At 66.7% G+C, this 12,441-nt stretch carries 14 protein-coding genes; 10 read left to right on the top strand and 4 right to left on the bottom strand.

Annotation, left to right across the window (positions count from 1 at the left end; translation table 11 throughout):
• The first annotated feature begins 123 nt into the window (after positions 1–123).
• From EGK76_RS12790 to EGK76_RS12775, 4 genes are all read left to right on the top strand, one after another.
• Complete coding sequence (locus tag EGK76_RS12790; RefSeq protein ID WP_123832845.1) at positions 124–855, top strand: histone H1; 732 nt, start codon at positions 124–126, stop codon at positions 853–855.
• 121 nt (positions 856–976) lie between these two features.
• Entirely contained in the window at positions 977–1,789 is an 813-nt protein-coding gene (locus tag EGK76_RS12785; protein WP_123832844.1) for an NrdJb, read from the top strand.
• 91 nt (positions 1,790–1,880) lie between these two features.
• On the top strand, positions 1,881–3,170 hold the full coding sequence (locus EGK76_RS12780) for a hypothetical protein (RefSeq protein WP_123832843.1): 1,290 nt from the start codon (positions 1,881–1,883) through the stop codon (positions 3,168–3,170).
• 201 nt (positions 3,171–3,371) lie between these two features.
• Positions 3,372–4,994, top strand: a complete 1,623-nt coding sequence (locus tag EGK76_RS12775) for an isovaleryl-CoA dehydrogenase (RefSeq protein WP_123832842.1) — start codon at positions 3,372–3,374, stop codon at positions 4,992–4,994.
• A 149-nt stretch (positions 4,995–5,143) separates the two neighbouring features.
• Here EGK76_RS12775 and EGK76_RS12770 read toward each other — a convergent pair whose 3' ends face one another.
• The gene (locus EGK76_RS12770) at positions 5,144–5,572 is read right to left on the bottom strand and encodes an organic hydroperoxide resistance protein (protein ID WP_123832841.1); all 429 of its coding nucleotides are present in this window, start codon (positions 5,570–5,572) and stop codon (positions 5,144–5,146) included.
• Positions 5,573–5,865: 293 nt separating this feature from the next.
• On the opposite strand from EGK76_RS12770, the gene EGK76_RS12765 reads away from it, so the two are divergent.
• The 3 genes from EGK76_RS12765 to EGK76_RS12755 all read left to right on the top strand — a co-directional run bounded on the left by EGK76_RS12765 (position 5,866) and on the right by EGK76_RS12755 (position 7,669).
• Positions 5,866–6,219: an FKBP-type peptidyl-prolyl cis-trans isomerase gene (locus EGK76_RS12765; RefSeq protein WP_096297156.1), complete on the top strand. Its 354-nt coding sequence runs from the start codon at positions 5,866–5,868 to the stop codon at positions 6,217–6,219.
• Between the two features lie 234 nt (positions 6,220–6,453).
• The gene (locus tag EGK76_RS12760; RefSeq protein ID WP_158613499.1) at positions 6,454–6,897 is read left to right on the top strand and encodes a nuclear transport factor 2 family protein; all 444 of its coding nucleotides are present in this window, start codon (positions 6,454–6,456) and stop codon (positions 6,895–6,897) included.
• 256 nt (positions 6,898–7,153) lie between these two features.
• Positions 7,154–7,669 carry a GNAT family N-acetyltransferase gene (locus EGK76_RS12755; protein ID WP_199730908.1) on the top strand — a complete coding sequence of 172 codons (516 nt, stop codon included), beginning with the start codon at positions 7,154–7,156 and terminating at the stop codon, positions 7,667–7,669.
• Positions 7,670–7,700: 31 nt separating this feature from the next.
• On the opposite strand, the gene EGK76_RS12750 is transcribed toward EGK76_RS12755, so the two are convergent.
• Positions 7,701–9,002 (bottom strand): ferredoxin reductase family protein, encoded by a 1,302-nt coding sequence (locus EGK76_RS12750; RefSeq protein WP_123832839.1) that lies wholly within the window; start codon positions 9,000–9,002, stop codon positions 7,701–7,703.
• A gap of 543 nt (positions 9,003–9,545) precedes the next feature.
• Here EGK76_RS12750 and EGK76_RS12745 point away from each other — a divergent pair.
• The 3 genes from EGK76_RS12745 to EGK76_RS12735 all read left to right on the top strand — a co-directional run bounded on the left by EGK76_RS12745 (position 9,546) and on the right by EGK76_RS12735 (position 11,239).
• Entirely contained in the window at positions 9,546–9,797 is a 252-nt protein-coding gene (locus EGK76_RS12745; RefSeq protein ID WP_096297160.1) for a hypothetical protein, read from the top strand.
• A 211-nt stretch (positions 9,798–10,008) separates the two neighbouring features.
• Positions 10,009–10,494 (top strand): BON domain-containing protein, encoded by a 486-nt coding sequence (locus EGK76_RS15685; protein ID WP_233580299.1) that lies wholly within the window; start codon positions 10,009–10,011, stop codon positions 10,492–10,494.
• Positions 10,495–10,930: 436 nt separating this feature from the next.
• A complete protein-coding gene (locus tag EGK76_RS12735) occupies positions 10,931–11,239 on the top strand; it encodes a hypothetical protein (protein WP_096297161.1) in 309 nt (102 codons plus the stop codon).
• A 161-nt stretch (positions 11,240–11,400) separates the two neighbouring features.
• On the opposite strand, the gene EGK76_RS12730 is transcribed toward EGK76_RS12735, so the two are convergent.
• Both EGK76_RS12730 and EGK76_RS12725 read right to left on the bottom strand, forming a co-directional pair.
• Positions 11,401–11,652, bottom strand: a complete 252-nt coding sequence (locus EGK76_RS12730) for a hypothetical protein (protein WP_123832838.1) — start codon at positions 11,650–11,652, stop codon at positions 11,401–11,403.
• The gene (locus EGK76_RS12725) at positions 11,652–12,365 is read right to left on the bottom strand and encodes a pseudouridine synthase (RefSeq protein ID WP_096297163.1); all 714 of its coding nucleotides are present in this window, start codon (positions 12,363–12,365) and stop codon (positions 11,652–11,654) included. The genes EGK76_RS12730 and EGK76_RS12725 overlap by 1 nt, the downstream gene beginning before the upstream one ends.
• Between the last annotated feature and the right edge of the window lie 76 nt (positions 12,366–12,441).

The following is a 12,441-nucleotide window of genomic DNA, read 5'->3' as shown; positions in this document are numbered from 1 at the left end:
GCACGGGCATCGGGCCCGTGCGTGCCTGCCTGCGCAGGTGTCCTGTCGCCCAGTGCACAACGCCCGCGATACATTTTTGCCGCGCCGCAAGCAGCGCTTCCATCACTGACGAGGACTTCTGACATGCGCAACGACAAAGGCGTCGCCGATACCCTGGTGAACGCGGCAGGCGATGTGGCCGACAAGGCCAGGGACGTCGTGAAGACGGTCAAGCAGCGCTCGAACGGCGTGGTGCAGTCGGCAAAACAGCGTGCTCAGGTCGCAGAGCAGACCGTGGCCAGCGGCGCAGCCAAGGCCCGCCAGCGCGTGGCCAAGGCGGGCGAAGCGGTGAGCAAGCGCGTCGCCGCAGTGAAGCAGAAGCTCGAGGCGGCGAAAGCCGCCGCCGTCGACGAGATCGCAGCGCTCAAGCGCAAGGGCGCCGGCGCGCGCAGCCCCGGTAAGGTTGCCAAGACCGTAAAGGTCGCCAGGCCTGCGCCCGACGCCGCCGCCCGCAAGACCCTCGCGGTCACCGCGAAGACCCCGACCATGGCCAGGAAGGCCGTGACGCGCCAGAGTAGTGCCGCGAAGGTTGCCGCAAAGAAAGTGGCGAAGAAGGCGGTCACGGCTCCAGTGAAGGCGCCGGTCGCGAAGAAGGCCGCTGCAAAAAGTCCTGCCGGCGAGAGTCCCGCCACCAAGAACACTGCCAGCAAGAGCGCTGCCAGCAAGAGCACCGCCAGCAAGAGTGCCGCCGGCGCACCCGGCACCCGGCAGGCCGCACTGGCGAAGAAGGCCGCAGCCAAGGCGCCCGGCAAGGTCGCCAGGCTCGTGCCCCCGGCCAAGAAGGCCGCCGCCAAGCGCGCTGCCGCAAAGCCCTGACCCGACTTCAGCCCCTCTCCCTTTGGGAGAGGGGTAGGGGTGAGGGCCGCCCTTTGCCCTGCCCCAACGTTCAACACGCCCACGCCAACCAAGCTCAACAACACCCGCCCAGGACCCGCCCATGGCCGTCAAGATCGACCGCAAGATCACCGGATACGCCGTCGTCAAACCCGATGACAAGCCCGTCGAAGGCGCGGCCGTGCCCCGCGAGACCGTGGCGGCGGAACTGCCCAAGGCGGATGTCATCCAGATGCACGAGCGCATCGAGCGCCCGGACGTGCTGATCGGCAGCACCTACAAGATCAAGTCCCCGCTGGTCGAGCACGCCATGTACGTGACCATCAACGACATCGTGCTCAATGCCGGCTCCGAGCACGAGCAGCGCCGCCCGTTCGAGATCTTCATCAACTCCAAGTCGATGGACCACTTCCAGTGGATCGTCGCGCTCACGCGCATCATGTCCGCCGTGTTCCGCAAGGGCGGCGACGTGACCTTCCTGGTGGAAGAGATGAAGGCCGTGTTCGATCCCAAGGGCGGCTACTTCAAGGCTGGCGGCGTCTACATGCCGTCGCTGGTGGCCGAGCTGGGCTCGATCATCGAGGATCACCTCAAGTCGATCGGCATGATGCACGACCCGGACATGAGCGCCGCGCAGAAGGCGCTGATCGCCGAGAAGCGCAAGCAGTACGAAGAGCGCTCAAAAAAAAACGCTGACGTGAGCTCCCCTTCTCCCGCTCCCGCGGGAGAAGGTGCCCGCAGGGCGGATGAGGGCGCTTCTGCTTCTGCCAGCCACCAGGAAGACATCGAAGTCACCGGCGACGGCACCAGCTTCCCGCCCAGCGCCAGCATGTGCCACAAGTGCAGCACCAAGGCGCTGGTGCTGATGGATGGGTGTGCGACTTGTTTGAACTGTGGGTATTCGAAGTGCGGTTAGGGCTTGAGAGCCCTGGCCATTAAGGAAGCTGACATGGCTGATGCTCAGGCCTTAGTTTGGCTAGCATAAAGTCCTATGCATAAGGATATGTATGTCCAAAATCGACTCCTCAGCCTTCATCGCCGCACTCCGTGATCTGTATGAAGCTATCGAGAAGTACGGAAACACTGGAATTTTCTCAGATCATTTTGGCCAGAACAGTCCGCCAGTCGACAGCGCAGACATGCGGCTTACTGTTTCTTACCTGATCGAGAAGTTTGATATCAGTTGGGAGGGCGCTGACACTGACCTAGTACAGAAGCAATTCGACGATCTTGAGCCGAAGATCCGGACTGCAATCTCATCACATGTCCCCAATTTGCACTCGTCAGCACACGTTGCCGACGCATTGATCGCGTTCTTTTACGTGATCGATGCGCAACTCAGCGCACTTCTTACGCCTGCAGTGATCGACCAGTTGGCCAAGCTTCCGCTGGCGACACGAAAGAAGATTCGCGATGTAAATCGGCGATTCAACCAAACGTTCGAGTCGATTGGTGATGTTGAAAGAAAAGCAGCAGCTATTAACTCAGCGCATGATTCTCTGGAGGCGCTTTCTGATCATCTAAGTGATCTGGAAGACGCAAAAAGGAGCTCAGAGAAGTCTCGTGATGCAGTGCTTAAGTACGAGATTGAAGTTAAGGCGCTTGCGGAAGTCGCTGCGAAATCAAAGGAGCAAATATCTAGCGTTCTCGAAAGCGCTCTGTCTGCCATGGAGCGTGTTAATGCGGCCTACAGATCGACCACTTCTCAAGGTCTGGCCAAGGAGTTTCACGACAAGGCGAACAAGCTCAACACAAGCGTCTACCTTTGGGGAAGTGCGCTGGTCATTGCGTTGCTTTCAGCCGTAGTCATTGCGTTTATGCGATTTCCTGCAGTTGTGGATAGTCTTGCCAAGGTAGAAGGCGGGGCAAGCTGGGGGGTCGTCACAACGCAGTTATTCTTGTCGGCACTATCGCTGGGGGCGCCGGTTTGGCTTGCTTGGGTATCTACAAGACAGATCGGGGAGCGGTTTCGTCTTGCTGAAGATTACGCATATAAAGCGGCGCTTTCATCGGCCTATGAAGGTTACCGACATGAGGCAGCTCAGCTCGACGAATCATTCCAACTACAGCTTTTTTCCATTGCGCTGAATCGGTTGGATGAGATCCCACTTAGACTTCTCGATAGGCAAGTTGTTGGAAGTCCCGCAGCAGAGCTGTTTGGATCTGTTCCGTTCAAAGAAGCCATGAGCGCCATTCCAGGTTTTAAGGATGTCGTAGAGGGCTTCCTGCTTAAATCTTTCCGAAGGGGCCAGCCCCGACAGGAGCATTCGCAGGCGCGCGATTCTGGGGATGCTTAGCGAGCTAACGTGCCAAGGCACTTATCGACTCCGGAGAGAACGGGGTCGGAGAGAACGGGGTCAGGTTCACTTTTCGAGGGCACTGATAACGGTGCCAGTTTCACTTGTCGGCGATTCCAAGGCTCCGGGCATTCCGGAGCCCTTTTTGTATGCGCGGCCGGCACGGGGTAACGTGCGCGCAGGCCTCCACGGAGCGGCGCGATGCAACCGGTGCGAACGCATGAGGTCGCCAACCAGCCGCCGCCGTTCGGCGCGCGCGACCTGTGGAATGAGGACGCGGGGCTGCGCGAAGCGCTGGCGCGCGAGGGCGGTGGTGCGTTCGAGTCAACCGTCGCGGCCTATGGCGCGCGCGCGGGTGGCGAGCTGCTGACGCTGTCGCACGACGCGCATCGCGACCGCCCGCGCCTGCGTACCCACGATGCCGCCGGGCGGCGGATCGATACGGTCGAATTCCATCCCAACTACCACGCGATCATGCAGGCCGCGATCGGGCATGGCGTGGCCGGGCTGTCGTGGGCGCGGCCGTTGCCCGGCGCGCACGTCGCGCGCGCGGCGCTGGCCTACCTGCACTACCAGGCCGAACCGGGCAGCAGCTGCCCACTGACCATGACCCATGCGGCGGTGCCCGTGCTCTTGCGCGAGCCGTCGCTGCGCGCCTGGGCCGATGGCGTGGCCGCATGCCGCTACGACCCCCGCGACGTGCCGGCGGCGGACAAGCGAGGCCTAACGCTTGGCATGGGCATGACCGAGAAGCAGGGCGGCAGCGACGTGCGCGCCAACACCACGCGCGCCACGCCACTGCCGGGCGGGGAGGCGTACGAACTGCGCGGGCACAAGTGGTTCTTCTCCGCGCCGATGAGCGACGGCTTCCTCGTGCTGGCGCAAGCCCCCGGCGGACTGACCTGCCTGCTGCTACCGCGGCGCCTGCCCGACGGCGCGCTCAACGGCTTCCGCCTGATGCGGCTCAAGGACAAGCTCGGCGACTGGAGCAACGCCTCATCGGAGGTCGAGTTCGACAGCGCGCTGGCCTGGCGCGTGGGCGAGGAAGGGCGTGGCATCGCCACCATCCTCGGGATGGTGATGCTGACCCGCCTGGACTGCATGCTCGGCTCGGCCGGGCTGATGCGCATGGCGCTGTCGCAGGCGTTGCACCACTGCCGCCACCGGCAGGCCTTTGGCCGGGCGCTGATCGACCAGCCGCTGATGCGCAACGTGCTGGCCGATCTGGCGGTCGAGTCGGAGGCGGCGCTGGCGCTGTCGATGCGCGTGGCGCGCGCGGTGGATGCGTCGCCGCGCGATCCGGCCGAGGCCGCGTTCGCGCGGGTGGCCACGGCAATCGGCAAGTTCTGGATCTGCAAACGCGCGCCGGCCTTCGTCAACGAGGCGCAGGAATGCCTGGGCGGGGCCGGGTATGTCGAGGAATCGCTGCTGCCCCGGCTGTACCGGCAGGCGCCGCTCAATTCGATCTGGGAAGGCAGCGGCAACATCCAGTGCCTGGACGTGCTGCGCGCACTGTCGCGCGAGCCGGCCAGCCTGGCGGCGTTGCAGGAGGAACTGGCGCGTGCCGAGGGCCTCGACACGGATTACGACCGCGCGCTCGGGCGATTGCAGGGGACGCTGGCCCGGAGCCATGACGAATCCCAGGCCCGTGCCCTGGTCATGCGCCTGGCCCTGCAGCTGCAGGCGGCAACGCTGCTGCAGGCCGGTTCCCCCGTGGCGGTGACCTTCTGCCGCAGCCGCCTGCGCGAAGGGCCATCGGCGGTGTACGGCGCGCTGGCCGAGGACACGCCGTTCGCGTCGCTGATCGAGCGCGCCGCCGGCTGACCCAGGCCGATCCGCGCGACGGACGGGCAGGCACTGTGTCCATCGCGCCGGCGATCGCCTGCGCAATGGCCCCCCCGCGACGAAGCCGGAGGCGCTGGCAGCGTGCGTCCTGCCTCGGGCGCTGGCCGGCGGATGCGCGAAGGCGTGGCTCAGTCGGCGATCGACAGGCTGACGTCGACGTTGCCGCGGGTGGCGTTGGAGTAGGGGCAGACCCGGTGCGCGCGCTCGACGAGCTTCTGCAGCTGGTCGTGGTCCAGGCCCGGCGCCAACACGCTGAGCGCGACCTGGATGCCGTAGTGGTCCTTGATCGGGCCGATGCCGACGTGGGCGGTGACGCTGGTGGCGGCGGGCAGGGCGAGTCGCTGGCGTTCGGCCACCAGTTCCATGGAACTGACGAAGCAGGCCGCGTAGCCGGCGGCGAACAGCTGCTCGGGATTGGTGCCATGGCCGCCCTTCCCGCCGAGGGATTCGGGCATGGACAGCTGCAGGTCGAGCACGCCGTCGTCGGAACGGGTGCGCCCTTCGCGCCCCCCGGTGGACGTGGCGGTCGCGGTGTAGAGGACCTTCTCGATGGACATGGCACGGCTCCTGGGGGCATGGGTGGCCCCGCGATGCGTTTCCGGGGCAGGGCTACTTTGCGCCCGCCCCCTGTTACGCCAGCGATGCGAGGGCCGGGAGAGGCCGGGTCGAAGACGAGCGCGAAGAACGGGGCAGGTCCACTTGTGTGATCAGGCTGCGGGGGCGCCACCCGGTGCGGCGTGCTGCGCAGGCGAGCGGTTCTTCATGCGGGCCGGAATCCGTTCCCGAATGCCGCACCCCGAGCCGCCCGCTAAACTGCGCGCCCGCTTCCGCATTCGACAAGGATCCCGCCATGCCCGCTATCACCACGCCGTCCGGCCTGCAGTACGAAGACACCGTCGTCGGCACGGGCGCAGAAGCGCAGCCCGGCCGCAACGTGACCGTGCACTACACCGGATGGCTGTACGAGAACGGCGTGCAGGGCGCGAAGTTCGATTCGAGCAAGGACCGCGACGAGCCTTTCATCTTTCCGCTCGGCGGCGGCATGGTCATCAAGGGCTGGGACGAAGGCGTGCAGGGCATGAAGGAAGGCGGCCAGCGCACGCTGATCATTCCGGCCAACCTGGGGTACGGCGCACGCGGCGCCGGCGGCGTCATCCCGCCCAATGCCACGCTGAAGTTCGAGGTCGAACTGCTGGGCGCCTGAATCCGGCGGCGAGAAAAGTGTCAGGGACATGTTCACCCAAGGGATGAGGTTGGCTTCTCGGCGGACCCTCCCTTGGCTCCCGGCATGAGGCGCTGGCGGTCGCGGCGACCGGCAGCGCTGCTCCGCGCGACGGCTTGATGCCCGCGCCGCACCTGTTCGGATCCGCCTGTCGATTCCGGGCGCCCCGGTTCGACGCATGAGGGTGTGCCCGGGTAATGGAGCAGGAGACTGGCCGTGAGCAAAGCAGCCGATATCGAAGCCATCAGGGGGCTGGTTGCGGCGCGGGAGGTGGCCGTCGCCAACGCGGACGACGAGGCCGCCATCGGAGCGTTCTCGCGTGACGTCGTGGTCTACGACCTGCAGCCGCCGCTTGCGTTCGCCGGCGCCGCCGCGCGCAATACCGAGGCCCTGCGTGCCTGGCTGGGCACCTGGAGAGCACCGGGGCCACGGGTCGAGTTCCACGAGTCGCGGATCCTGCTCGATGGCGACCTTGGCATCGCGTATGGCTTCAGCCGCCTGCGAGGGGACAAGATCGGGGAGGGTGCGGTCGAACTGTGGTTCCGCACGACCCTGGTGTTCGCGCGTGCCGGCGACGGCTGGATGATCGCGCACGAGCACAACTCCGTGCCGATGGAAATGGACGGGAGCGGCCTTGCTGCCGTGCATCTGAAACCCTGATGACACGCAGGAAAGTCGATCGTCTGCCTGCCCTCGATCTCTGCAGGCCGCGCATCGTTCCGGCCCGCCCGCGGTGTATCGTTCCGGCTCGCTGGCGGTGCGTGGAGGACGTTCTCCTTGCGGAGTGGTCCTGCCCGGTCCGCCAGCTCGCCTCTCCTTCTCGGGCGGTGCAGGTGCCGCACTTTGATGTGCCGACCTGCGGCGCCTGACAGTTCAGCCGACGCCGCTTCGCAGCGCGGCAAGCCAGGTATCGACCGTGACGGATATCCGCATCGCAAACCGCAGCGACACAGTGCTGCTCCCTGACCTGTGTGAACTCCTCAAGGACGCCGTCGAGGGCGGCGCCTCGGTCGGGTTCATGGCACCGCTCACCGCAGAGGCGGCAGATGCGTATTGGCGCGATGTGCTGGCCTCCATCGGGCGGTCCATGATGGTCTGGGTTGCCGTCGAGAACGGACGCGCCGTCGGCTGCGTGCAGCTGGCACTTTGCCAGCGCGGAAACGGGCGCCACCGGGGCGAGGTGCAGAAGCTGCTGGTGCTCGGCACGCATCGTCGAAGAGGCATCGCACAGCGGCTGATGGGCGAACTGGAGGCATCCGCCCGCGCCGCAGGGCGGAGCCTGCTGGTGCTGGACACGCAGAAGGGATCCGCGGCGGAAACGTTTTACCAGACCGCGGGCTGGTCCAGGGCGGGGGAGATCCCGGACTTCGCCCTGGCGCCCTTCGGTGGGCTGCAAGCGACGTCCCTGTATTTCAAACAACTCACGGCCTGAGGGCTGGCGGGGCGGCGTCCGATAGCTCGCGTCAACGGAACTCGAACAGCTCGTGGCGCAGGGCGTCGTCGGGGACGCCGGTTTCGCGCATCAGCCTGCGCACCTCGGCCAGCAGGCCCTTCGGACCGCAGGCGCTCACCTGCACGCCAGCGGGTCCGGCCTGCGCGACGATCCGCGCGAAATGCGCGCGGAACGATGGCGTACCGGGGCCGGTGGTGACCTCCACCAGTTCCACCCCGCGACGCGCGGCCAGCGCTGTCAGGTCGAGCCGCTCCGGCAGTTCGCGGCCCGGAGTGATGAAGTTGAACAGCGTCACCGGTGCCTGCGTGGCCGATGCCGGATCTTCCAGCCAGGCCAGGAACGGCGTGATGCCCACGCCGCCTGCGATCCAGATCTCGGTGCGGCCATCGGGCCTGCGCGAGAAGCGGCCGAAGGGTGCGTAGACATCGGCCACCACGCCGGGCTGGAGCTCTTTCACCAGGCGCGCGGTGTAGTCGCCCAGCGCGCGCACCATGAAGGCGATGCGGCCGTCGGCGCCGCCGGCGCTGGCGATCGTGTAGGGATGCGGCTCGCGCAACCCTTCTCGCTTGAACGAGACGAATGCGAACTGGCCCGGTTCGAACGCGATCGCCCGGCCCTCCGGCAGCAGCTCCAGGTAGGCGGAGGTCGCGTTGGTCGATACCGACTCCACCCGGTACTCGGCATGCCGCGCCAGCAGCGGATACAGCAGCAGCTTGTACGCCGCCGCCACCACGCCGAGCAACGAGAGCAGCGCCAGCCACAGCCCGGCCGGGCTGCCGAGCGCGATCGGCGAGCGGAAGCTCAGCCAGTGCAGCACCACCAGCAGAAACAGCGGCCCCGACAGCTTGTGCCACCAGCGCCACACGCGGTACGGGATGGCGCGGTTGAGCGCCAGCAGCACGATCACCATCACCGCGACGAAACTCAGTTGTCGCACCAGCCGGGCGGCGCCGCCGGGCAACTGCAGGATCGCAGCCACCTGCCAGGACGGATCGCCGCTCTTGAGCACCAGGTGCACGCTCGCGAACACCAGCGCCCACACCCCAAGCCATTTGTGTACCGCATAGACCCGGTCGAGGCCGCCGAAGGCCGACTCCACCCACGACCAGCGCGCCGACAGCACCGCTGCTGCGCCCATCAGCGCGGTCGCCGCAATCCCCGAGCCAAGTGCGAAGGTGCCCAGGACCCAGCGTCCCTGCGGCGCCAGGCTCAGCAACAGCGAGCCGAAACTGGCCACCACGAGCAGGATGATCAGAGCGGAGGCCGTGAGCCGGCCCTCGTGCAGCGTGGACGTCCGCGGAACGGTGTTCATGCGGTGCACCTCGCCGACAGACCGCGATGCGACGCGCAGGCGGTGGGCCGGGCGAACGTAGCAGTGCGCCCGCGCGCAGTGCGTGATGCCGGGCCGGGTTGTGGGCGTGCCGCGGACGATCCCTGCGGGCCGCTTGCAGCGTTGGCGGGGCGTCTTCAGCCAGCGTGTATCTGCCCGGCGAAGCGTTACCCGCAATGCGGGCGATAGAGTCAGGATGTCCCGGTTCGGCGATCCCGCACCTTTTCAGGGCAGGTCATGCGGTGTCGCTTCCCATGGAAAAGTCCGTGCGCGGTTCCGGATCCGTTCGACAGGACGAAACCAGGGGCAATGGCCGGTGGCCTGCACTCCGATCTGCGGCGTGCTGTCGGCGCCGTTCGGGGCACAGACAGCACGGGACAACGGTGCCGGATCCGCCTGGCGTGGCCGGCAATGAAGGAATCCGCGCGCTGCCTCCGCTAAGTGGGATCTGACGACGGGAGGCCTCCAGGGTCAGGCCTACACTCCGATCGCACGGCGCCTCGTCGGCGCCATCGGGAGAGCGGGATGAACATGGGCATGGGTGAGGGCTTCGCGGCGCTGGGACTGGTATGGATGCTGTTCGTGGGGCTCCTGGCGATCCTGTGGGTCCTGGTGCCGTTCGCGATCTTCGGCATCAAGCCGTTGCTGCGCGAGCTGATCCGCGAGCAGAAGGCCACGCAGGCCTTGCTCACGACGATCTCCCAGCAGGTCTACCCGCTCTCGGTCGAGGCCAGCAAGCAGCACGGGCCCGCCTTCGAGACCCTGCCGCCGGCGTGACCGGGGGCCGGGGCGACCCGGGCTCGCGCAGTGTTCCGCGGCCAGCGCGGAACCCGGACGAGCGGCTGGAAGGAGGAGGACGACAGGGGCGACGAGCAGTCCCGCATGCAGTGGAGCCTGCGCGCGTTCATCCGGGAGTCGGGTGGCGCTCACGTCACGTCGGCATCCGACCGATAACAATCGCCGCACATCCCAGACGCTGGAGCAACAGATGACCATGAAGACGAACCGCATTCCCCTTGCCATTGCGCTGTCCTCCGTCATGGCGTTTGCCGTCGGTTGCTCGAACGACCGCGATGCAGACGGACGTGCCGACACCACGACGACCAGCGATCCCGCCATGCAGACTCCGCCGCCGGTTGGTACGGACACGACGGGTACGGGCACGACGGGTACTGCGGGTACTGGCGGTGTCATGGATGGCTCGGGCACGGGCACGGGCATGAACGACGGTATGGATTCGGATCAGCCGGGCACCGATACCTGGATCACCACCAAGGTGAAGTCCTCGCTGCTGGCGGACCCGGACGTCGCCGGTCTCGACATCGAGGTGGACACCGTCAACGGCGTGGTGACGTTGAATGGCGTGGTGGACGAGCAGACCCAGGTCATCGAGGCCACCCGGATTGCGCGCGAGATCGAAGGCGTCACGGACGTCCGCACCGAGGGCCTGACCACCGGCACCGCGAACCAGTGAGCCAACTGTAGGGGCCGGGGATTCCCGGCCCCTACAGCCGGACACGACCTGTGCAGACCAATGCCGCGCACCTTCGGATGCGCGGCATTTTCATGCGCCGCGTTGGACGGCGCTGCGCGGCCCAGTGAGGTTTCGCTGGGCGCGGCCGTAGCTGTGGCTGCGAGCGGGGCAGAGTCTTCTGGGGGTCGGGGACGTTGCGGCCCTGGGAGAGCTGCCCGATCGGTGGTGGATTCACGCGAGCGGATCGGGTGCCGCGACGCCCCTGAGACCCGCGTGCCGCGGCGCGTCAATACGCGTGTTCAGGGTTCATTTGGCCGCAAACGCCGAAAGGCGGACGGGGTGCAAAATGTGCAGCCTCGGTGCCGGCCCGACGGCGTCGTCGGCGGCCGCGGCGCCCCTATACTGCGCGCCACTCTCCTCCCGCGCGACCCCACAGATGATCGATCCCATTCCACTGGAAGACCTGGCGCTTCTGGACGTACTGCAGCAGGTCAGTCAGGCCAGCGAGGCGCTGTCGGTGGAAACGGAGATCAAGCGGCGGCTGATCGAAGCGGCTCTGATCGAGGATCACGAGGACGGGATCCGGCTGACCCATGCCGGCATCGCACTGTGCAAATCGCTGCAGCACCGCGTCGCCGCGGACAAGCTGGCTGCGGAGATCCTCGAGAAGCGCGAACTCGCAGCCGCAGCGGTCGCTCTGCTGCCCGGCGAGCGGGCGCCCGCCGAGGCGTCGCCGGCCGCATAAGACGGTATGCACCGCTGCGCGATGTCCGCTGGCCGGCGTCTGGCAGTGCATTGGGCGGGTGGGCGTATCGACGGGCTGCACGTCCTCGCGGGGCGCGTGCCTGCGTGCAGTGCGACCGCGAGGCCTCGGGCCGCGTCGATGTGCTTCGTCGCCGGCGCGGCTTACTCCGCGCCTTCGATCGTCTCGTCCAGCCGGTCCGAGCCGACCATGTAGCCTCCAGCCTCCACCGCATCACGCACGTCCAGCAAGGCGATGCCGAGCGCCTCGAGATCCTCCGCCTCGGCCTGGCCGACGATCTCGATGCAGCGGTCATTGAACCAGGTCCAGAACTCGCGGTAGGTCCTGCCCTGCCAGTGTTCGTGGCGGATGCCCTGGTAGAGCTCGCCGACGGCGATGGTGGAATGGTCGCGCATCAGAATTCGGTCTGTCCGGGCAGCATCGCGCGCAGTTCCGCATCGGTGAGGTTACGCCACTGCCCGGGCTTGAGATGGGCCAGCTTGACCGGCCCGATGCGCACGCGGATCAGCTGCTTCACCCGCAGGTTGAAATGCGCGGCCATCAGGCGGATCTGCCGGTTGAGGCCCTGCACCAGGGTGATGCGGAAGCCGAACTTGCCGAGCGGGCTGGTGCGGCAGGGCAGAGTCATCTGCCCGTGCACTGGCACGCCGCGTGCCATGCCGCGCAGGATCTCCTGGCTGACCGCATGGTTCACGGTGACGAGGTATTCCTTCTCCAGCTTGTTCTCGGCGCGCAGGATCGCGTTGACGATGTCGCCGTTGCTGGTCAGCAGGATCAGGCCCTCGGAATCCTTGTCGAGCCGGCCGATCGGGAAGATGCGTTCGCGGTGGTCGACGAAGTCGACGATATTGCCCTTCACCGAGGACTCGGTGGTGCAGGTGATGCCCACCGGCTTGTGCAGCGCGATGTAGACGTGGCGGCGCTTGCCGGGCGCGGCCGAGCGCGTCTGCAGGGTCTGGCCATCGACCAGGACGATGTCGCCTTCGCCCACTTCCGAGCCCACGCGGCCGCGCTGGCCATTGACCGTCACCCGGCCGTCGGCGATCAGGCGATCGGCCTCGCGGCGCGAACAGAAGCCCGTATCGCTGATGTACTTGTTGAGGCGCATGGCCGCGTGCGTTACCGGAAGATCTGCGAGGGCCGGCAGTCTGGCAGATCGCGGGCGCGGGGTCATCGGAACGTCG

The sequence above is a fragment of the Luteimonas sp. 100069 genome, from assembly GCF_003813845.1.
Classification (GTDB): domain Bacteria; phylum Pseudomonadota; class Gammaproteobacteria; order Xanthomonadales; family Xanthomonadaceae; genus Luteimonas; species Luteimonas chenhongjianii.
Note: the sequence above shows the minus strand (reverse complement) of the source record. Positions and strands in the feature narration are given on the sequence as shown.